Origin of the sequence: Flavobacterium sp., from assembly GCF_029945805.1 — a bacterium.
Lineage (GTDB): Bacteria > Bacteroidota > Bacteroidia > Flavobacteriales > Flavobacteriaceae > Flavobacterium.
In genome coordinates this window covers 59414-80365 of the sequence record NZ_JAQSDH010000038.1, presented here as the reverse complement: position 1 = coordinate 80365, position 20952 = coordinate 59414, and the positions used below count along the sequence as shown (strand labels likewise).

Sequence of the window (20952 nt, the reverse complement as noted above, 5' to 3'; positions counted from 1 at the left end):
TCCTACCTCTAAACACAATTAATCATGAAAAAAATAGCATCCCTTTTCGTCCTTTTATTCATCCTAAATTCCTGTTCTCCAAGCGACGGTGTAAATTATTCATTTGAATTAGTAAAAATTGATAGTGTTGAAATTCCAGCTGAATTTGCTTTAGGAGAAACTTATCCAATAACTGTTCACTATAAGTTACCATCTTCTTGCCACTACTTTAATAATTTATATTATGATAGAAATCTAAACGTACGAACTATCGCAATTGAAAGTGCAGTTGAAAATAGAAATAATTGCATAGAAACGCCCAATGCAATAGGTGAACACACTTTCAATTTTCTAGTAACTAGTAATGGCGGCTCCTATATTTTTAAATTTTACCAAGGAAAAAATGAATCTGGAGAAAACCAATTTTTAGAATACGAAGTACCGGTAACCAATTAAATAACAATCAATTTTCAAAAATTGGATTTAAAGCAGCTCATATATGATTGCAAACACAATGATAGAAAAGCACAAGAACAGTTGTACCGATTGTATTCGCCAAAACTGTTTGCTGTATGCTTAAAATATTCACGCAATTATACTGAGGCGCAAGACAATTTACAAGACGGTTTCCTATTGATTTTTAATAAGATTGAGCAATTTTCTTTCAAAGGTTCGTTTGATGGCTGGTTGAAAAGAGTAATGATTAATAATGTTTTACAACAATACAGAACCCAAACTTTTTTGAGTTTGGTAAACGAAGACATTCAGGATGACACTGATTTTGAAATAGATGATGAAGATATCTCACTGGACTATTTGCTAAAAATTATTCAGGAATTACCAGACCGGTATAGATTAGTTTTCAATTTATATGTAAATGATGATTTTTCGCATGCTGAAATTGCCGAAATGCTCTCGATCAACATTGGAACATCTAAATCAAATTTATCGCGCGCCCGAATGATCTTAAAAAACAAAATAGACCAATATAAAAACGAAGAAAATAAAACATTTCCTTCTGCAAAATGAGTGAAAGAAAAAAAATAGATCGGCTTTTTCAAGAAAAGTTTAAGCTTTACGAAGTAACGCCTCCGGAAGTATCTTGGGCTACTATTGAAGCTAAGCTTAATGATAAAAAGAAAAAAAGAGTCATCCCTTTTTGGTGGAAATTGTCTGGAGTTGCAGCATTATTTTTACTTGTATTTGTGGTTTCCAAATCTATTGATAATGGAACTATAAAACGTGAAAATTCTGTTGTAAATCAGCAAAAATCCAACACAAATAATGGAACAAACACTCTTGACTCCAACAAAAAAACCTTAAATATTAACGAGCAAATCAAAGCGGATGATGCAGTAGCAAATGAAAAAACTTTAAATAAAGCTCACAGTGCTGCAACGGATGAAAAAGTATTAAAATACAAAAAGATAATTAGAACTGATAATGCTGTTGTAAATGAAAACAGTTCAGGAAAAGCAGAAAATAATGCTCTAAAACAAGTGTTGAAAAATAATGCTTCCGATGCTGTTACTACAGTTAATAATAATGGTAAAAAGGATGCTATTTCCGAAAGAAAGAACAAAACTAAAAAATACAATACTACTTCTGAATCAAACGTTGCCGAAAGAAAATTACCAAAGCAACGTTCTTCAAAAAACACATTGAGTTCTGATAAAAACAATGAAAATACAACCGAAAATATTCTTGAAAAATCACAAAATACTTTAGTTCAAAATTCTAACAAGAAAAAAGAAAATAATAAATCAACTGCTGAAAAAGATATTGTACAATCGAGTAACTACAATGGTTCTAAATCATCACTTGAAACCAAAAACATCAATCTTGATGCTTTAAAAGGAGATTCTAATTCGAAAATTGTTACACAGGAAACTGTGAAAAAAGTGAACGATACTGCTGCTAAGAACAGTGTCGTTTCCAATGCGTTGGAAGAATTGCTAAATGAAAAAGAAAGCAAATCAAAGCAGGAATCTAAAAGAAACAGGTGGCAGCTAACATCAAACGTTGCGCCTGTTTTTTTAGGTTCAATTGCTAACGGGTCTCCAATTGACTCTACTCTATCTAGAAATTCTAAATCGTTCAATACCAATGTTGGTTTCGGTCTTGGTGTGAGCTATGCGGTAAATAAAAAGCTTTCAGTACGAACCGGATTGAACAAAGTTAATGTGAGTTACAATACCAATAATATTTCATTTTTCACAGCAATTGACGCAAAAAAAATGACAAATGTTAACCCTAGTGCTTCGGGTGCTAACATACAAATACAAAGCAATACTACAGCTGGTTCTCAAATAGGTTCTGAAACCACATTATTACCTTTCGAAAATTCAATTATGCTCCCTAAAAGCGGGTATATAAGACAGGAAATGGGCTATTTGGAAATGCCGGTAGAAATGACCTATAACCTTTTGGATAAGAAATTCGGCATCAAAATAATTGGCGGCTTTAGTACGCTTTTTCTACAAGACAACAACTTAGTAATTATAGCTCAAGGGCGTGACACTTTACTTGGCGAAGCCAACAACTTAAGTGATGTTCACTTTAGTACGAATCTTGGTTTGGGAATGAAATATGCATTTATGAAATCTTTCGAATTCAATGTAGAGCCCACGTTAAAATATCAGTTGAATACTTTTACTGATAACGCCGGAAATTTCAAGCCTTACATTTTTGGAATTTACAGTGGCGTCAGTTATAAATTTTAGTTTGTTACTCTTTTAAAATTAGTTAGGTTGATTGTTATTACTTTCGAGTAATAGCTAGAAAAGAGTTCCAAAATTAGGGACTCTTTTTTATGTATTGTATTTCTGAAGTTGTTTTAAAATAACCTGACGCACTTCTTCTTTAACCGTCCTTTTATAGTCTGGTTTCTGGTTTTTCGTTTCAAAAAAAGGATGAATTTTAACGCGCATTTGTCCCGGACTTCCGCTAAAAAAAGTATAGGAGAAACGTTTTTTATTATCGGCAAACGTAATGGGAACAATTGGAAGTCCGTGGTCAATTGCCAAGCGGAATGCCCCATCTTTAAATTCATCCAAAATTATTGATTCGTCTTCTGGAACGCCGCCTTCGGGAAAAATGCAAATACTATACCCTTGATTAATCTTTTTCTGTGCTCTATCAAAAACTTCTATTCTGCTTTTAGAACTAGTTCGGTCAACCAAAATACAAGTTCTTTTATAAAAAAAACCAAAAAGAGGAATTTTAGCTAATTCTGTTTTTCCAACAAAAACAAAGGGATTCTTCACGCTCGAAAGCATCAACATAATATCGGTCATTGAAGTGTGATTGCAAACAAACATATAGCTTTTACCTGCTACAATTTCTTGGTCGGATTCGACTTTCGGGAAAAAACCCATTCCGAAAAGAATGACTTTGGCCCAAATTCTTGCCATCACAAAAAAGTAAGGATACCATTTTTCTTTAAGAATGGAAATGAAAAGAAACGGAAACATAATAATAATGGGGATACCCATTAAAATATAAAACCAAATGCGATAAAGCGTCCATAAAACAATTTTCAATGCTCTCATGCCGTCAAATGTAATGAAAGCTATGCTAATTTTAATACAAAGCCTTAACTTTGCGATTAGAAAAATAATGAAGATGTCAAAAATACTTACTGGGATTCAAAGTACAGGAACACCACATTTAGGAAATTTATTAGGCGCAATATTGCCTGCAATCGAGCTCTCCAAAGATCCAAAAAACGAATCGTTTCTTTTTATTGCTGATTTACATTCGATAACTCAGATAAAAAACGGCGAAGAACTGCGACAAAACACCTACAGCACTGCTTCCGTTTGGCTTGCTTGCGGATTGGATGTAAGCAAAGTGATTTTTTACCGTCAAAGCGATGTGCCTCAAACTGCAGAATTATCTTGGTACCTAAGTTGCTTTTTTCCTTTTCAGCGATTAACATTAGCGCATTCTTTTAAAGATAAAGCCGACCGACTTGAAGACGTAAATGCTGGTTTGTTCTCGTATCCAATGCTAATGGCGGCAGATATTTTACTGTATGATGCCAATTTTGTTCCGGTTGGAAAGGACCAATTGCAACACATTGAAATCACGCGTGATGTCGCTGCTCGTTTCAATCATCAGATGGGAGAAACCTTTGTAATTCCAGAAGCCAAAATTGAAGAAGGAACGATGTATATTCCGGGAACCGATGGTCAAAAAATGAGTAAATCTCGCGGAAATCTGATCAATATATTTTTAGCAGACAAGCCCTTGCGCAAGCAAATTATGAGTATTGAAACCGATAGTACGGCACTAGAAGACCCCAAAGATCCTACTACTTGCAAAATATTTGGCCTTTATAAATTATTGGCAAATGCGGAACAGATTTCTGAAATGAGAATTAAATATACCAATGTAAATAGAGATTTTGGTTACGGTCATGCTAAGCAAGAATTGTTCGAACTAATCGTTATTAAATTCAAAAATGAGAGAGAAAAATACAATTATTACATGAGCAACTGGCCCGAAGTTGACACTTTATTAAAACAAGGAGCAGCCAAAGCAGGAGTAATTGCTGATAGTGTTTTACAAAAAGTTAGAATGAAATTGGGATTTGAATAAACTTAAACCGCTTCAAATAATTTTCCTGGTAAGGGTCGAATAACACCTTTCAATTCCATATTTAATAGAAGTGTTGAAATTCTAAAAATTGGGAAATCACATTCCAACGCAATGATATCTAATAACTGCTTTCCGTTTTTTTGAAGATAGTCGTATACTTTTTGTTCGTCGGTATCTAAAACTACAAATAATTGTTTCTGAACTGCGTTGTCGTTGCGGTTTTCAGAAGCAATTTCCCAATTCAAGATGTAAACTAAATCGGCTGCAGAAGTCATTAAGTTTGCGCGTTGCGTTTTGATTAGATTAATACAACCTTGACTGAATTTATCGGTAGTTCTTCCCGGCACGGCAAATACATCACGATTGTAATCATTAGCAATCATAGCAGTAATTAATGAACCGCCTTTTTCGGCACTTTCAATCACAATAGTAGCTTCGCTCATGCCCGCTACAATACGATTTCGCTTCACAAAATTTTCTTTTTCGGGATTGGATGTACTCCAGAATTCGGTTAGAAATCCACCATTTTGCTCTATTTTTGCCACATACTTTTTATGTGCTTTAGGATAAATTTGGTTTAATCCGTGTGCCAAAACTCCAATAGTTTGCAATCCATGATCCATCGCTGCCTGATGGGCAACAATATCAACACCATAAGCAAATCCACTAACGATAATTGGATTGAAAATAGCTAAATCTTCAACCATCGTTTTACAAAAAGCCGTTCCATATGAAGTGATTTCACGGGTTCCGACAATGCTGATGACTTTACGATTTTCAAAGTTTAGATTTCCAGATGCAAATAGAACAACTGGACCGTCAATACAATGTTTTAATCGTTCCGGATACGTTTCATCTAGATAAAAAAGAACGTTGATTTTTTCACTTTCAATAAACCGAAGTTCTCTCTCTGCCTTTTCGAAAACAGTTTTATCTTTTAATTTTTTAATCAAATTATCGCCAATTCCGTCAATGGATTTAAGATAATTAGCTTTTGCATTAAAAACACTTTCAGCTGAACCGCAATGATTTATCAGTTTTTTAGCTACAATATCGCCAATTCCTTCTACTCGTGAAAGTGCCAGAATATATAAAAGTTCTCTCTGATTCATATAGGTTATTTACTACGCAAATTAGTAAATTTTTATCGGAATTGTTAATAAATAGTGTGAATAATTTTTTGATACCATTAATGTTTATCTAATTTTGTTGACATGAAGATTGAGCAGTACATTTCCCAATTATTATATCGATATCAGTGTGTTACCGTACCTGGTTTTGGCGCGTTCCTTACTGAATTTCAATCGGCATACTTAGATGAAAACTCCCATTCGTTTTATCCTCCAAAAAAAATGATTTCTTTTAATCCGTTTATTAAAAATAATGACGGGTTATTGGCAAATCATTTGGCTGAAGCCGAAAAAATATCCTACGAAATTGCGGTAAATACTATTCAGAATGAAGTTTCTCATTGGAAGACAAAAATTCAGGAATTTGGAAACTTCTCCATCAAAAACATTGGTCAATTTTCATTAAACTCAGAGCATAATATAGTTTTTGTTCCAACGGATCAAGTCAATTATATGAAAGAATCTTTTGGTTTGAGTTCATTTGTTTCTCCTTCAGTAAAACGCGAAATTTTGCATGAGGTACGTGAGGAAGAATTTGAAGAGGCCGCAGCAGCAACTCCAATTATTTTCATACCGGAAAGAAAAAGAAATTTTTCTCCATTAAAATATGCTGCCATTTTCGCTTTATCCGCGGGAATTATTGGAGCTGCAGGAACATTTGGGTATAAATTCTATGAAAATAAAATCGCTGAAGAAACGCTTTTAGTTGAAACCAATGTTCAGAAAAAAGTAAATCAAAAAATTCAAGAAGCTACTTTTATCATTTCAAATCCATTACCTACGGTTACATTGACGGTTCCGAGTGAAAAAGAGATGCCATATCATGTGGTTGCTGGAGCTTTCAGAATTGAGAGCAATGCTGAAGGTGCCTATCAAACACTGCTTAAGCTAGGTTTTAAAGCGAAAAGGCTGGCGCCAAACAAACATGGATTGTTTCCTGTACTTTACGGAAGTTATTCCAGTTATTCCGAAGCACATCAGGCCATGAAAGACATTCAGAAATTAGACAACAAAGATGCTTGGCTTTTAGTTGAATCCTTATAAAATTATCCTGAGAAATCAGGATTTTTTGTTTTCAGTAATTACCTTTGTAAAAAAAGTATGAGCCCAAAAGCCCCATCCGAATCATTGACCATTTTAACTGATCTAGTTTTACCTAGCGAAACCAATCCATTGAATAATCTTTTTGGCGGAGAATTATTGGCACGAATGGATAGAGCGGCAAGCATCTCTGCCAGAAGACATTCCCGAAGAATTACCGTTACCGCTTCGGTAAACCACGTTGCGTTTAACCGCGCCATTCCATTGGGAAGTGTTGTTACTGTTGAGGCCAAAGTTTCTCGAGCTTTCAATACTTCAATGGAAATTTATATCGACGTGTGGTTGGAAGACAGAGAATCGGGAATCCGAACTAAAGCTAACGAAGCCATTTATACTTTTGTAGCCGTTGACGAAACCGGAAATCCTGTTCAGGTTCCGCAAATCGAGCCACAAACTGATCTAGAAAAAACGAGATTTGAAGCTGCTTTGCGGAGAAAACAACTTAGCTTAGTTTTAGCTGGGAAAATGAATCCACACGATGCAACCGAATTAAAAGCGCTATTTTTATAGCAAGAAGGCAACCAAATTGGTTTCCTTCTTCTTTTACATATTATACAACCAAGTTGCAGGATTATTGTAAGTTGAATTCTGGAGGATTAAGAATTTCAAAACAGTTTTGCCGGTATCACCATTAGTCCTGATTTTACCCAAAACCTGTTTTGTTGAAACTTTGTCTCCTACACTGACGTTTACGCTACTCAGGTTTTGATAGACTGTGAAATAATCTCCATGTTGAATAAATACCGCAATATATAAAGGAGATAACCTAAAGATTTTTGTTACTTCTCCACCAAATACAGCTCTTGCAGAAGCGCCACTTTCAGTCGTGATTTCAACTCCACTATTGTGAATCATAAGCGATTTGTAAATAGGATGCGGTTGATCGCCATAAGGCAATGAAACTGCTCCTTTTTCTACTGGCCAAGGCAATTTGCCCTTGTTAGCTTTAAAGTTATTTGCCACCAACTGACCCTCAGAAGTCAATACAATATTTGTCGAATTCTCAAGAGCTTTTGTTGACTTTGCTGTAGTAGTTTTTGGATTAGCTTTGGCCTTTGCCGCTGCCGTTTTTCTGTTCGATTCAGCAATGGCTTGACGAATTAACTTCTGAATCTGAGCATCAATTTTTCTAGTTTCTTGCTGCTTTTTCTTAATTTCAGCAGTAATTTTGCCTTTGTCTTTTTGAATTTGCATGGCTATTTTTTCTTGGACTTTCTTTTCCTTTTCAAGCTCTTCCTTTTCCTTCTCATTTTCAACAATTAGCTTTTCTTTTTCTGTTTTCTGGATAACAATTTTATTAGTGAATCCAATAAGTTGTTTGGTTTTCCCCTCAATTTCATAACCCTGCATTTTTCTATAACTTGCATATTGCTTCATGTATTGCGCACGCTTATAGGCCTGAAGAAAGTTTTCTGAAGATAGTAGAAACATAGCACGACTTTGCTCAGAACGGCTTTTGTAAGACTTCACAATCATTGCCGCGTAATCTTTTCTCAATTGGTCTAAATCAGTATTAAGTTGGTTGATTTTTACTTGATTGATGTAGATATCGTTGTTCAATAATTTAGTTTGCTTTTCAGTTGTCTTGATTAGTTTTTCTTTCAAACCGATCTTTTCCTTTTGAAGCGCCATTTCTGTTAGCACCGATTTCTCTTTGCTTCTCACAGATTTTAGCAATTGTTCTTTTTCCTGAATTTCCAACTGGATTTTAGCTTTGCGTTCTTCAAGTTGTTCTTGTGTTGGCGGCTGGCTCCACATCTGTATTGTGAAGCAAAAGAATAGCAATAAGGTTAAAATTAATTTTGACATATTTTTAATTTCTCAATTCTGTTATTTTATATAAATTCTATCATATCCACTCGGAACACTGTAAGGAAAATTCAGTTCTTCATTGAATGTCATCGAATTATAATCAATAATGATTGTCGTTTTTTGTTGTTTTTGAAAGGCATTTATCGTCAGGCTTTCAGGAAAAATTCCCAGCGGATAATCTTTAAAACTAGGATAATTTGCCTCAAAACTTCTTTCTTTTTCAGGCTGACTGACTTCTTGTTTTTTTAATAAATATTGTTGTGCTTCAAAGAAAAAAGATTTAATGGTGTTATTGTTTGTAGCATTCAATTTATAAAATTGCTCTGTTTCAGTAAAAACATATTTGTCTTTTGTCATGTCATCAATAGGTTTTCCAATTAGCATGTTCTGAATTTTGTTGAAATCCAAATCGGTTCCAAGCCATTGACTTAATGAAGCATAATCGCCTTCAAAATAATTTCCCCCAATTTTTTCGTAATATTTGACTTGTTTAGGAGTTATCAATGCTTTTGCCATTGTAATTCCAAGAAAACGTACACTAACTAATATTTCTTCGTCTTTTTTTATTTTGATTTCCGCTGAAACACTTTGCGAATCATCATCATGTTTGTACTTCGCGCTTGCTCTAATATACAATGTCGAAAAATTATTTTTGTTATCGTAATGATTTTGAATTATTTTTCCAGATGTTACTATACTATCGTTGACAACATCTAAAGGTGTTGTAGTAGTAACGAGTCCAGCTTTCGATTTGCATGAAACCAAAAATATAACCACCAAAATGTACAATACTTTTTTCATTATTTTTTTTGTTTCTTGATAAGATCATTTGCCTTCTTGAAATACTTTTCCTTCTTCGCGTTATCTCCCAAACCACTATATCCTTCTCCTAATTGAATATTGAAATTGATTTCTAAGGCTTCATCTTCAATTACGAAATCCAATCCAGCTTCTAAAAATGATACTGCCTTTTTAAATGCTTTCAGCTGATTGTTTGCTAATCCGGCGTAATAATAAAACTGTGGTTGTGTTGGAAAAAGTTGCGTCAAATTATCTGCTTTCTTAGCCAAAACATCAAATTGTTGATTTTCTGTGTAGGATTGCATCAATAAAATCTGAGTTTCTACATCATCATCAGTATTTTTTAAATGCATTTCAAAATATTTACTGGCTTGTGGCCAATTCGATTTCGAATAATAAAACTTACCGATTTCTTTGGCAACTCTTACCTCTTTATCTTTGTCAAAATAAGAAATTGCTTTGTCTAAATTGGCTTCATATTTTGGATTTGTTTTGGTGAAAATCAAAAACTCATTCAGCATTCGGTGCTTGATTTTAGAATCGATTTTTTTACTCGGAAAAACAATATTCATCGCTTTAACTGCATTATCACCGTCATTATTATTCAAATGAAATTTAAACAAACTTACTTGAGCCCAATCAGAATTTGGGATTTCCTTTTCTAATTTTTGAGCAACTTCTAAAGCTTTTTCTTCCTGATTACTTTGCGAATACATATAAATCAAAGCAATATAATTCGATTCTTCTTTTGGAAATTTCTTAATTTGGTCTAACAAGTTGAATTTTTCAGACGATTGGTATTTGGCATCTTTTAAAATATCAGCTTTATATAATTCTCGTTTGTCGGACTTCCCGTATTTTTGGTTTAATTCATTTATAAGGGTTAAAGCTTTGTCAAATTGTTGCGTATTCATATACAACGATGTCAAATCTTCTTTGTAATCTTCTTTGAATGTTACGAGTTTCTCCACTATTGGAATGGCTTTATTGAAATCTTTTGTTTCATAACAAACATCATACATCCCAACCCACGCCCATCGGTTTTTAGGATCAATTTTGGTCACTTTCTCAAAGTTAGTGAACGCTTCTGGATATTTTTTCTGCGCTAAATAATTCTTGCCCAATTCGAAATAAATCACTGGATTTTCGGGCTGAATTGCGATTCCTTTTTCCAACGCCGTTATTGCTTTGTCATAGTTTTCGATACTTCGTTGTTGAATTGCTTCGTAAAACAAATCCTCAAATCCATCGTCTAAAGTCACAACATCATTGGGTGTTTCTTTTTGAGCTACAGTGATACTGGGAAGACAGAGTATCCCAAAAAACAACAAACTAAAAACCGTAATTTTTTTCATTTTTTTATTCTAAAACCGAGTAATCTCCAATACTAATACTTGTAAAATCGCCATCAAAACTAACGTGATTTCCAATCATGGCATTATCTAAATGCGCATTTTTAATATGTGTATGTGTTTGAACCAAACTATTTTTTATGATGGTGTTAAAAACGTGCGTTCCGTCACCCAAAGAAACATTTGGTCCCACAACAGCATCAGTCAAAATTACATTTTTGCCAATATAACATGGCGGAATAATAGTTGAATTCTCTAGTTTTACGTCATAATCAACTAAATGTTCGCCATCATTATGCAAAAAGCCCAACATTCTTGAATTGGTTTCAACAGTCACATCTTTGTTTCCGCAGTCCATCCATTCATCGACTTTCCCTGGTACAAATTTCATGCCTTTTGCCATCATTTGCTTAATTCCATCATTAATTTGGTATTCGCCGCCGTGAATTATATTATTATCCAAAACCAACTGAAGTTCTTCTCTTAGAACGGAAATTTCTTTGAAATAGTATATCCCGATAACAGCAAGGTCTGACACAAATTCCTTTGGTTTTTCTACCAATTCTACTATTTCGTTTTTATTGTTTAGATGGATTACCCCAAAAGATTCTGGCTGATCGACTTGTTTTACCCAGATCACACTATCGGCAGTTTTATCCAAATCAAAATCGGCACGAATTAAGGTGTCTGCATAAGCAATTACCGCTGGACCGCTCAGTGAATCTTTAGCACACATAATGGCGTGACCCGTTCCTAACGCTTCATTTTGGTAATATATTTTTCCTTTTGCTCCTAGCTTTTCAGCAATAGCTATTAAATCTTCTTCCACTTTTTGACCAAAACTTTCGTGGATGATAAAGGCAACTTCGTCAATTTTCTGATTTAAAACTCCCGCGATATCTTCAACCAAACGGTGAACTATTGGTTTTCCGGCTACAGGAATTAATGGTTTTGGAATTGTTAATGTATGTGGGCGAAGACGTGAACCGCGTCCCGCCATTGGAACTATTATTTTCATTTTTATGTTTTTAACCGCAAAGTTCGCAAAGGGTTTTCGCAAAGTTCGCAAGGATTATATTTGTCTTTTTATAATATTATTTCACTCCTGTGCTTCCAAAACCGCCTTCTCCTCTTGATGTTTCGGATAATTCCTGAACTTCAACCCATTCAGCTCTTTCGTGTTTGGCAATGATTAGTTGGGCAATTCTTTCACCATTTTCTATGACAAAATTTTCATTGGATAAATTTACTAAAATCACACCAATTTCCCCACGATAATCCGCATCAACTGTGCCTGGAGAATTCAGAACCGTTATCCCTTTTTTGGCGGCCAATCCGCTACGAGGACGAACTTGTGCTTCGTAACCAATTGGTAATTCAATAAAAAGTCCTGTTTTCACAATGGCTCTTTCTAATGGTTTTAGTTCTATAGGCACTGTAAGATTTGCTCTTAAATCCATTCCAGCTGAGGCAATGGTTTCATAATTAGGCAACTCGTGTTGTGATTTATTAATGATTTTTATGGTCATTATATTTTGATTTTCTTTTTATGATTCGGAGTAATGTTTCCTTTTCGCTATAATAAATGAAGTATAAAAATAAGGCTAACAAAGCGAATTTTACAAAATAATTTTCTCTTAAATACGGTATATAAAATGAGATTGCAGAGAACATTATCGTCAATCCCAAATAGCTGAAAATTCTTTTAAAATCATACGGAATTGGATAGTGCTTTTGTCCGAGTTGATAGGAAATTATCATCATAGTTCCATAAGCTGAAAGGGTTGCAATAGCAGATGCATAGTAACTCATTGTCGGAATTAAAAGCCAATTAAGAATTAAGGTGATCGCAGCACCAATTAACGAAATGTATGCGCCCACTTTTGTCTTATCTATTAATTTGTACCAAACAGAAAGATTGGTGTAAATGCCCAGAAAAAAATTAGCCAAAACAATTAACGGGACAACCTTGATGGCGCTCCAATACGTAGCTTTTGGTACTAATGGAATTTTTAAAATATCTATAAAAGCGATAACAAACAAGCAGATGAATGAACCAAAAATTACAAAATATTTAGTGACTGTTGCATAAGTAGCCGGAGCGTTTTCGTTACTGGCGTGACTAAAGAAAAATGGTTCTATTCCTAAGGTATACGCTGTTCTAAACAGCACCATAAACATTCCTATTTTATAACAAGCTGAATAGGCTCCAATTTCTGATAGCGGAATATGCATCCATTGTAAAAGTATTTTGTCAAAGTGCTCGTTAACGGCAAAAGCCAGTCCAGCGATTAAAATGGGAGACCCATATTTCATCATTTTTTTCCAAAGTAGTTTGTCAAACTTCCAAGAAATGCTAGTGTAGTTTGGGAGTAAAACCAGCAATGTGGCTAAACTGGCGGCTAGAGTTGCAATAAATATATATCCAATCTGAAAGTTTTCAAAATAAATAGTGTTAAAAAAACTATCCGGATTATTGGTTGCTAATTTGGGTAAAAAGGCTAAAAAGAAAATGGTCAAGCATAAATTTACGGTAACGTTTCCAATTTTTATGACGGAATATTTTATTGGTTTCTTCTCGGCACGAAGTTTCGAAAATGGAATTATAGCTAAGGCATCCAGCGTTAATATCCAAATGGAATAGGTAATGTAATCGACGCTAATATTTGACCAAGTTGCTAAGGTATTTCGGAATAGTAATCCTAAAACTAAAAATCCAATGGAGGTCCAAAATAGCGAAATGGTTGATGTAGAAATGACACTTTTTTTGTTATCTTCTTTATTGTAGAATCGGAAAAAAGCAGTTTCCATTCCGTAAGAAAGAATCACATTGAAGAAAACCAAATAGGCAAAAATAACAGAGATTTCCCCCATTTTAGATTCATCCGGTAGATAAATAACATAAAGTGGAGTCAGAATAACGCTGATTATCCTGGGTATAACCGTTGCTAATCCGTAAATTAAGGTTTGTTTAAAAAGATTTTTATATAAACTCAAGGGGTGATTTTCTTAATGAAACAAAAATAGCGTTTTCTTTGATTACGAAAATCCATTTTCATTAATAGTTTTTATAAAATGAAATCCTCTTGGAACATAGCCCAAATTATAATAAAAACGATGTACTGGGAAATTTCCAGTGAACGCATCTAAGACAATACACGTACACTTTAACTCTTCAGCTTTGACATCGATATATTCAGAAATTATCTTGCCAATTCCCTTCTTTCTGTGATTGGGATGTACGATGAAATTGTCAATTTCGATATATTTTCCGGTCCACAATTTTGTACCAACCCAAAAGCCGGTCATCCCAAGACAAACTTCATTTTCAAATACAGCCACTTGCTTGTATCCTTTTGGAATCATATCTTCTAAAAAAGACTTATAGGTTTCTAAAGTCATGTTTGGATACAGAAAAGTAATGGTTTCAAATTGAGCCAGCAGTTCTTCTAAAGAATTGAGTTCTTTGGTTTGCATTATAATTTTATATAAATGTATAAAAAAAGAGCCAACAAAATGTTAGCTCTTTTTCAAAATATTCTGAATTAAAAATTATCCTTTCAAAGCTTCTGCTCCACCAACGATCTCTAAGATTTCATTCGTAATTGCAGCCTGACGCGCTTTGTTATATGTTAATTTTAATTGGTTTCTCAATTCGGTGGCGTTATCAGTAGCTTTATGCATGGCTGTCATACGCGCTCCGTGTTCTGAGGCAAATGAATCTCTAATTGCTTTGTACAATTGTGTTTTCAATGATTTTGGAATCAAGGTCAATACGATTTCTTCTTTTGAAGGTTCAAATATATAATCTCCTGTTGAAGCTGGGACGTCTGATGCGATTGGTGCTAACGGTAAAAACTGTTCCACTTGAACGATTTGTGTTGCAGCATTTTTAAATTGGTTATAAATCAATTCAATTTTATCGTATTCACCAGAAGTAAATTTTTCAGTTAATACTTCAGCAATTTCTGAAACTCGTTCAAAAGTAAGTTCGTCAAATATTTCGCTTTTGTTCTCAATAACGGTATTCGTTTTTCTTAAAATGTCGTTCCCTTTTTTTCCAATCGCAAAAATATCAACTTGTTTTCCCGCGTAACTATCCGCAACTTCTTTAGATCGCTTGATAACGTTGGTGTTGAATGCGCCTGCCAAACCTCTATTAGAAGTTATCGCTACAATCAAAACCTTTTTCACTTCACGTTGTGCTGTAAATTCTCCACCTGCATCACCATCTAAAGTAGCGCTTACATTCTGCAGCAGTTCAGTTAATTTTTCGGCATAAGGGCGCATCGCTGTAATAGCATCCTGAGCTTTTTTCAGCTTTGCAGCAGAAACCATTTTCATTGCCGATGTAATTTGCATCGTTGATGAAACTGAACTAATCCGATTACGTATTTCCTTTAAGTTTGCCATTTGTATTATTTTAAATTATAAATTCTGAATTATAAATTAGAGTTACCCTTTAAAATTTATAATTCAAAATTTAAAATAATTTTTTTAGTAATTCGCTGAAAGTTCTTTAGCTACTCTTTCTAAAACGTCAGTAATAGTATCATCTAATTTACCGGCTTTCAAAGCATCTAAAACATCTCTATGCTTGTTGTTTAAGTAATCGATGAAGCTTCTTTCGAATTCTTTTACTTTGTTTACAGGTACATTTCTTAACAGGTTTTTAGAACCTGCATAGATAATTGCGACCTGATCTTCAACAGTATACGGATCATTAACTGCTTGTTTCAAGATTTCAACGTTTCTTCTTCCTTTTTCAATTACGTTTAAAGTAACCGCATCCAAATCAGAACCAAATTTAGCAAATGCTTCCAATTCACGGAATTGTGCTTGGTCTAATTTTAAGGTACCTGCTACTTTTTTCATCGATTTAATCTGAGCATTTCCACCAACACGAGATACCGAAATACCTACGTTAATCGCCGGACGAACTCCTGAGTTAAACAAATCTCCATCAAGGAAAATCTGTCCGTCAGTAATCGAAATTACATTTGTTGGAATATAAGCAGATACGTCACCCGCTTGTGTTTCGATAATTGGTAACGCTGTTAATGAACCACCACCTTTTACGATACCTCTCAATGTATCTGGCAAATCGTTCATGTCTTTTGCGATATCATCATCAGCAATCACTTTACAAGCTCTTTCTAATAAACGAGAGTGCAAGTAAAAAACGTCTCCAGGATATGCCTCACGACCTGGTGGTCTTCTTAACAAAAGAGACACCTCACGGTAAGCCACCGCTTGTTTTGATAAATCATCATAAATAATCAAAGCAGGACGACCTGAATCTCTGAAATATTCACCAATTGCAGCGCCGGCCATTGGTGCATATACTTGCATTGGAGCTGGATCAGAAGCATTAGCAGCAACAATAGTTGTGTATGCCATAGCCCCTTTCTCTTCTAAATTTTTAGCAATTCCAGCAACCGTAGATGCTTTTTGTCCGATGGCTACATAGATACAATATACTGGTTTCCCAGCATCGTAAAATTCTTTTTGGTTCAAAATGGTATCGATACAAACTGTAGTTTTACCCGTTTGACGGTCACCAATAACCAACTCACGTTGACCTCTTCCAACTGGAATCATCGCATCAATAGATTTGATTCCGGTTTGCAACGGTTCAGTTACGGGCTGACGGAAGATAACTCCAGGAGCTTTTCTTTCCAATGGCATTTCGTATAATTCACCAGTAATTGGTCCTTTACCGTCGATTGGCTCTCCAAGGGTGTTTACAACACGACCTACAATTCCTTCACCTACTTTAAGAGACGCAATACGTTGGGTTCTTTTTACTGTAGACCCTTCTCTAATTCCAGTAGATGGTCCTAAAAGTACAACTCCAACATTGTCTTCTTCTAAGTTCAAAACGATAGCTTCCAATCCGTTGTCGAATTGAACTAACTCACCGTATTGAGCGTTTGATAACCCGTAAACACGAGCAATACCATCACCTACTTGAAGAACTGTTCCTACTTCTTCTAATGTTGCACCTGATTCAAAACCAGATAATTGTTTCTTCAATATTGCTGAAATTTCAGCTGGATTAATTTCTGCCATAATATATAATCTAAAAGATTAGTTTATTTTTAACTTTAAATTCTCGTTGTTGTATTTATTGATGAAAATGCTAAGTTTCTCTTCATCAATATTGTTATTCTCATCTACAAGATTAGCTTTAAAAACTGCTTTAATAATATCCTTGTCACTCATATCAGTAAATAATTCTTTCCCACTTTTTAAAAACTTGATAGTATTGACTTCCTTGTTTAAAGTAGCAGGGTAACGATAAGCCTGTGGGTTATTCTGATTGTAATGAGCAGGGTTTCTCTCTTCATATGTTGTACTCAATACAGAAATAAACTCTTCAGATTTCAAAGTAGAAAAAGTAATGTTTCTACCTTCTTTTTCGTAATTGTATGTCTCAACCTCGTCAATAAGTACTTTCTCCTTTTTCAACTTCACTTTTTGAGAAAATGATATTAAGCTAAGACCTAAAAACAAAATTGTGAAAATTCTTTTCATAAGTACTTTATTCTAATTACTAAATTCTCTTTTTAATTCCTGTAATCTGTTTGACACAGATGCATTGTATTGTTTATCGCCTATTCTCAAAATGAATCCACCAATAATAGAAGGATCAACTGTATTTTGAATAGTTATTTTCTTTGTTGAAATACTTGCTGCTTTGGCTAATATTTTTGCTTCCAATTCAGGAGTTATAGCAAACGCTGTAGTAACATTTGCAACCTCAACTCCGTTCATTTCATCAAACTGAGCATTGTATTGTGTTGCAATTGCTGCCAATATTTCAAATCTTTTATTTTCTTGTAACAATCTGAAAAGTGATTTTGTTTCGGATTGCACTGAACTAAAAATTTCGGTCAAGGCATTCATTTTCGAATCCTGAGTAATGATTGGGCTTGACAAAAATTGGTTTAAATCAGCACTAGAGTCAACCGCATTAAGAATGATTTTCATATCATCATTTACTTGGCTAGCTTTTCCGCTTGAAACCGCAGTTTCTAAAATTGCTTTCGCATATCTAATCGCAGCTCTTGACATACCGATTAATTTAATTTTACGTCACCTAACATTTTCTCAACCAATTTAGTTTGAGCTTCTTTGTTAGATAATTCGTCTTTTAATAATTTTTCAGCAATGTCTAAAGACAAAGTAGAAACCTGAGCTTTCAATTCAGCCAAAGCTGCATTTTTCTCACTTTCAATAGAAGCTTTTGCTTGCTCAATCATTTTTTGACCTGCAATTTGTGCTTCAGTTTTTGCATCAGAAATCATCTTTTCTTTAATTTCACGCGCATCTTTCATCAATGAATCACGCTCTAATCTTGCTTCAGCTAATAATTTCTCATTATCTGATCTAAGATTTTGCATGTCTCTTTTGGCAATTTCAGCAGAAAGTAAAGCATTTTTAATTCCTTCTTCTCTTTCATTAACCGCATCAAGAATAGGTTTCCAAGCAAATTTTTTCAATAAGAAAATCAATCCTATGAAAATCAAAAATTGCCAGAAGAACAATCCTAACGAAAAATCATTTATTAACTTATCCATATTATATTTTTAATTATAGTCTTTTAATGTAATGTTTAAAACAAAAGCCACAACCAACCGTTGTGGCTTTTTGTTCTTTTTTCTAGTTTTCAGAAACTGCAAATAATGCAGCAAATCCGATACCTTCAATAAGTGCAGCAGCAATAAGCATCGCTGTTTGGATTTTTCCAGATGCGTCTGGTTGACGTGCAATAGCGTCCATTGCAGATCCACCGATTCTACCGATACCGATACCAGCTCCGATAACTACTAATCCTGCTCCGATAATTCTAGGAATTGTCATAAAAATATGTATTAAAAATTAAACATTAATATTAATGGTGCGCCTCCTCATGGTGGTGCTCTTCTACTGCTGAACCAAAATATAAAGCAGATAGCATTGTAAATATATAAGCTTGCAACAAGGCAACTAATATTTCAATTAGTGAAATAGCAAATGAAAGGAAGAAAGATAACGTGCTTCCCAACCAGCTTTTAAAAATAAACATTAATCCAATCAAGCTCATCAATACGATGTGACCAGCGACAATGTTAGCATAAAGACGAATCATTAACGAAAAAGGCTTGATGAACATTCCCAACACTTCAATAGGTGCTAAAATAAATTTCATGGCTACAGGAACTCCTGGCATCCAAAAGATATGACCCCAATACGATTTTTTCGCAGTAAATGTTGTGATTAAAAAAGTAATTAATGCCAAACAAGCGGTAACAGCAATGTTTCCCGTTACATTTATTCCGAATGGTGTTAATCCGAACATGTTTAAGAACCATACAAAGAAAAAGATGGTCAATAAATAACTCATGTATTTTTTATAATGCTTTTCCCCAATGTTTGGAATAGCGATCTCGTCTCTTACATACAAAACGATTGGTTCGAAAATACGGCCAATTCCAGAAGAGATTCCCCCATTTTTAGCAAAGGATTTTCCAAGGCTTCTGAACAATAAGAACATTAGCAAGGCTACCACAAAAATCATGAATACGTTTTTGGTGATAGAAAAATCTAATGGTTTTGCATTTGTTGGATGGTGCTTATCATCAAGTGTAACATCAGCCTCAGCGTTGTCAACTTTATAAATTTTACCGTGGTGCACACGATAGAAATTTCCGTTTACTGCGGCCGTTTCTTCACCGTGGTGAAATCTTGAGGAAGAGAAAACTTGCAATCCGCCATCAATAAGAATTACGGGTAAAGGGAAACCAACATGCTCTAGTGCTCCGGCTTCGTTTTTGTATCCAAAAATATTGAAATCATAGGAATCCTGTAAGTGATGCCCAATGAATTCGTTGATTTCTGTTTTGATGTCTTTTGGCCCTGCATTTTCTTCATGAGCTTCTACCGTAACTGGAGACACCGTCTCAACTTTTACAGAGTCAACTGAAGGATTAGCAGCGCTTAATAAAGGCATACATGCAACAAAAGTTGCTATAATAAAGTGGAGTGGTTTTTTTGAAATCACCATATCTGACAATTAACTTATATTAACGTTTTTCAAATTTGGTGCAAAAGTACAATATTAATTAATATTAAAAAGTATAACTTTTGTTTTTTTCGGACGAATTGTCAATTTATTACAATTTTATTGCTTATTGTTTAAAATTCTGATGGTTAGATAGGTTTCTATTGCTAAAAAGTAAATAAAAATTACAAAAAAATTAACCTTCTCAATTGATGTTTTAGGAAGCTCGTTGGATAAGATTGGTTTAGCAAAAATAAATGCTGCGCCTATTTTTAAACTAGTTAATAGGAGAAAGGAATAGCCAACATAATCTATATTAATTTCCTTAATGTTTTGTAATCCAAAAAGTATAGCTGCTGAAAAGCAGAAAAAGAAAATGTAAAGCGTCAAAATGGAATACACAAAATTACCTTCAAACTCCCTTGAAACGAAAAAATAAAAACTCACGTTATGCAGTGCAAACCCAAGTAATGCGAAAAGTAAACTATCAAGTACTGGCTTAAATTTTGACAAACTAAACTTATTCATTATCTATTTTGTTTATTTCTTTCAGTTGTCGGTTAATATTATAAAATGCAATTGCCACACCAACTAAAGTCAGAATCTTAACATATACGTTATGTGAATTGGGGTATTTTTCGTCTAGCCATCCGCCAAGGTAAGAAAAGACAAAAATGATGGCGCCCATTTGAATTGGAATATTAATAAGCGCAAACCATTTGTTACGTTGTTTTTTCTTCTGAGGATTTTCCATCGCTAATCATACTTTTTAGGTGCGGTTTCATAACACAAGTGGCGCTGAATTCTGCTCCTGGTTCTACGGATAATTTACCACAGATTACTTCGCCGTGAATATGAGCTTTGGATTTTATGTTAAGGATTTCTTGCACCTCTATCTTTCCGTCAAATTTTCCTTCAATGTCGGCATTTTTACAGATGATATCGCCTTTGACACTTCCTCCAGGCCCAATTACAATCTTGCCTTTTGACTGAAAGTTTCCAACCAGATGTCCGTCTAAACGAAAATCTGCTGGCGATATTATATCACCAGTAAGGGTGGTTCCCTCAACAATTCTATTGGTTTTACCTAAAAGATCTGTATATGATTTTGGACTTTTCTCAAACATGA

24 protein-coding genes are annotated in these 20952 nt (G+C 34.4%); 6 read left to right on the top strand and 18 right to left on the bottom strand.

Going from position 1 to position 20952, the window contains the following annotated elements:
• Nucleotides 1-24: 24 nt before the first annotated feature.
• The 3 genes from PSU83_RS10000 to PSU83_RS09990 are packed head-to-tail and all read left to right on the top strand — an operon-like array spanning nucleotide 25 to nucleotide 2702.
• Entirely contained in the window at nucleotides 25-435 is a 411-nt protein-coding gene (locus tag PSU83_RS10000; protein ID WP_300589275.1) for a hypothetical protein, read from the top strand.
• Nucleotides 436-456: 21 nt separating this feature from the next.
• Nucleotides 457-1008, top strand: coding sequence for a sigma-70 family RNA polymerase sigma factor (locus tag PSU83_RS09995; RefSeq protein WP_300589274.1), 552 nt, complete (start codon nucleotides 457-459; stop codon nucleotides 1006-1008).
• Nucleotides 1005-2702, top strand: a complete 1698-nt coding sequence (locus tag PSU83_RS09990) for a hypothetical protein (RefSeq protein WP_300589273.1) — start codon at nucleotides 1005-1007, stop codon at nucleotides 2700-2702. The genes PSU83_RS09995 and PSU83_RS09990 overlap by 4 nt, the downstream gene beginning before the upstream one ends.
• An 87-nt stretch (nucleotides 2703-2789) precedes the next feature.
• Here the strand turns inward: PSU83_RS09990 and PSU83_RS09985 are convergent, their stop codons facing one another.
• Nucleotides 2790-3530 carry a lysophospholipid acyltransferase family protein gene (locus PSU83_RS09985; protein ID WP_300589272.1) on the bottom strand — a complete coding sequence of 247 codons (741 nt, stop codon included), beginning with the start codon at nucleotides 3528-3530 and terminating at the stop codon, nucleotides 2790-2792.
• A 73-nt stretch (nucleotides 3531-3603) separates the two neighbouring features.
• Between PSU83_RS09985 and trpS the strand changes: the two genes are divergently transcribed.
• A complete protein-coding gene (trpS, locus tag PSU83_RS09980; RefSeq protein ID WP_300589271.1) occupies nucleotides 3604-4581 on the top strand; it encodes a tryptophan--tRNA ligase in 978 nt (325 codons plus the stop codon).
• Between the two features lie 2 nt (nucleotides 4582-4583).
• On the opposite strand, the gene dprA is transcribed toward trpS, so the two are convergent.
• The gene (dprA, locus tag PSU83_RS09975; RefSeq protein ID WP_300589270.1) at nucleotides 4584-5693 is read right to left on the bottom strand and encodes a DNA-processing protein DprA; all 1110 of its coding nucleotides are present in this window, start codon (nucleotides 5691-5693) and stop codon (nucleotides 4584-4586) included.
• 102 nt (nucleotides 5694-5795) lie between these two features.
• On the opposite strand from dprA, the gene PSU83_RS09970 reads away from it, so the two are divergent.
• On the top strand, nucleotides 5796-6755 hold the full coding sequence (locus PSU83_RS09970; protein ID WP_300589269.1) for an SPOR domain-containing protein: 960 nt from the start codon (nucleotides 5796-5798) through the stop codon (nucleotides 6753-6755).
• A 57-nt stretch (nucleotides 6756-6812) separates the two neighbouring features.
• Nucleotides 6813-7322: an acyl-CoA thioesterase gene (locus PSU83_RS09965; protein ID WP_300589268.1), complete on the top strand. Its 510-nt coding sequence runs from the start codon at nucleotides 6813-6815 to the stop codon at nucleotides 7320-7322.
• Between the two features lie 33 nt (nucleotides 7323-7355).
• Here the strand turns inward: PSU83_RS09965 and PSU83_RS09960 are convergent, their stop codons facing one another.
• The 16 genes from PSU83_RS09960 to PSU83_RS09885 all read right to left on the bottom strand — a co-directional run bounded on the left by PSU83_RS09960 (nucleotide 7356) and on the right by PSU83_RS09885 (nucleotide 20950).
• Nucleotides 7356-8621 (bottom strand): peptidoglycan DD-metalloendopeptidase family protein, encoded by a 1266-nt coding sequence (locus PSU83_RS09960; protein WP_300589267.1) that lies wholly within the window; start codon nucleotides 8619-8621, stop codon nucleotides 7356-7358.
• A gap of 21 nt (nucleotides 8622-8642) precedes the next feature.
• The gene (locus tag PSU83_RS09955; protein ID WP_300589265.1) at nucleotides 8643-9425 is read right to left on the bottom strand and encodes a DUF4292 domain-containing protein; all 783 of its coding nucleotides are present in this window, start codon (nucleotides 9423-9425) and stop codon (nucleotides 8643-8645) included.
• Nucleotides 9425-10780: a tetratricopeptide repeat protein gene (locus PSU83_RS09950; protein WP_300589263.1), complete on the bottom strand. Its 1356-nt coding sequence runs from the start codon at nucleotides 10778-10780 to the stop codon at nucleotides 9425-9427. Before PSU83_RS09950 ends, PSU83_RS09955 begins: the two co-directional genes overlap by 1 nt.
• 4 nt (nucleotides 10781-10784) lie before the next feature.
• Nucleotides 10785-11795 (bottom strand): sugar phosphate nucleotidyltransferase, encoded by a 1011-nt coding sequence (locus PSU83_RS09945; protein ID WP_300589262.1) that lies wholly within the window; start codon nucleotides 11793-11795, stop codon nucleotides 10785-10787.
• A gap of 76 nt (nucleotides 11796-11871) precedes the next feature.
• A complete protein-coding gene (gene dut / locus PSU83_RS09940) occupies nucleotides 11872-12306 on the bottom strand; it encodes a dUTP diphosphatase (RefSeq protein ID WP_300589261.1) in 435 nt (144 codons plus the stop codon).
• Nucleotides 12287-13774, bottom strand: a complete 1488-nt coding sequence (locus PSU83_RS09935; RefSeq protein WP_300589260.1) for a polysaccharide biosynthesis C-terminal domain-containing protein — start codon at nucleotides 13772-13774, stop codon at nucleotides 12287-12289. Before PSU83_RS09935 ends, dut begins: the two co-directional genes overlap by 20 nt.
• Before the next feature lie 42 nt (nucleotides 13775-13816).
• Nucleotides 13817-14254: a GNAT family N-acetyltransferase gene (locus PSU83_RS09930; protein ID WP_363319887.1), complete on the bottom strand. Its 438-nt coding sequence runs from the start codon at nucleotides 14252-14254 to the stop codon at nucleotides 13817-13819.
• Nucleotides 14255-14329: 75 nt separating this feature from the next.
• Nucleotides 14330-15190 carry an ATP synthase F1 subunit gamma gene (gene atpG, locus PSU83_RS09925; RefSeq protein WP_300589259.1) on the bottom strand — a complete coding sequence of 287 codons (861 nt, stop codon included), beginning with the start codon at nucleotides 15188-15190 and terminating at the stop codon, nucleotides 14330-14332.
• A gap of 84 nt (nucleotides 15191-15274) precedes the next feature.
• Nucleotides 15275-16849, bottom strand: a complete 1575-nt coding sequence (gene atpA, locus PSU83_RS09920; protein ID WP_300589258.1) for a F0F1 ATP synthase subunit alpha — start codon at nucleotides 16847-16849, stop codon at nucleotides 15275-15277.
• An 18-nt stretch (nucleotides 16850-16867) separates the two neighbouring features.
• Complete coding sequence (locus PSU83_RS09915) at nucleotides 16868-17314, bottom strand: hypothetical protein (protein ID WP_300589257.1); 447 nt, start codon at nucleotides 17312-17314, stop codon at nucleotides 16868-16870.
• 12 nt (nucleotides 17315-17326) lie between these two features.
• Entirely contained in the window at nucleotides 17327-17860 is a 534-nt protein-coding gene (gene atpH / locus PSU83_RS09910) for an ATP synthase F1 subunit delta (protein ID WP_300589385.1), read from the bottom strand.
• Nucleotides 17860-18360, bottom strand: a complete 501-nt coding sequence (locus PSU83_RS09905; RefSeq protein WP_300589255.1) for a F0F1 ATP synthase subunit B — start codon at nucleotides 18358-18360, stop codon at nucleotides 17860-17862. Before PSU83_RS09905 ends, atpH begins: the two co-directional genes overlap by 1 nt.
• 82 nt (nucleotides 18361-18442) lie before the next feature.
• Complete coding sequence (gene atpE, locus PSU83_RS09900; protein WP_300589254.1) at nucleotides 18443-18643, bottom strand: ATP synthase F0 subunit C; 201 nt, start codon at nucleotides 18641-18643, stop codon at nucleotides 18443-18445.
• Between the two features lie 31 nt (nucleotides 18644-18674).
• Nucleotides 18675-19826, bottom strand: coding sequence for a F0F1 ATP synthase subunit A (gene atpB / locus PSU83_RS09895; RefSeq protein ID WP_300589252.1), 1152 nt, complete (start codon nucleotides 19824-19826; stop codon nucleotides 18675-18677).
• Nucleotides 19827-20343: 517 nt separating this feature from the next.
• Nucleotides 20344-20577, bottom strand: coding sequence for an AtpZ/AtpI family protein (locus PSU83_RS09890; protein WP_300589251.1), 234 nt, complete (start codon nucleotides 20575-20577; stop codon nucleotides 20344-20346).
• Nucleotides 20546-20950, bottom strand: coding sequence for a polymer-forming cytoskeletal protein (locus PSU83_RS09885; RefSeq protein WP_300589250.1), 405 nt, complete (start codon nucleotides 20948-20950; stop codon nucleotides 20546-20548). The genes PSU83_RS09890 and PSU83_RS09885 overlap by 32 nt, the downstream gene beginning before the upstream one ends.
• Nucleotides 20951-20952: the final 2 nt, after the last annotated feature.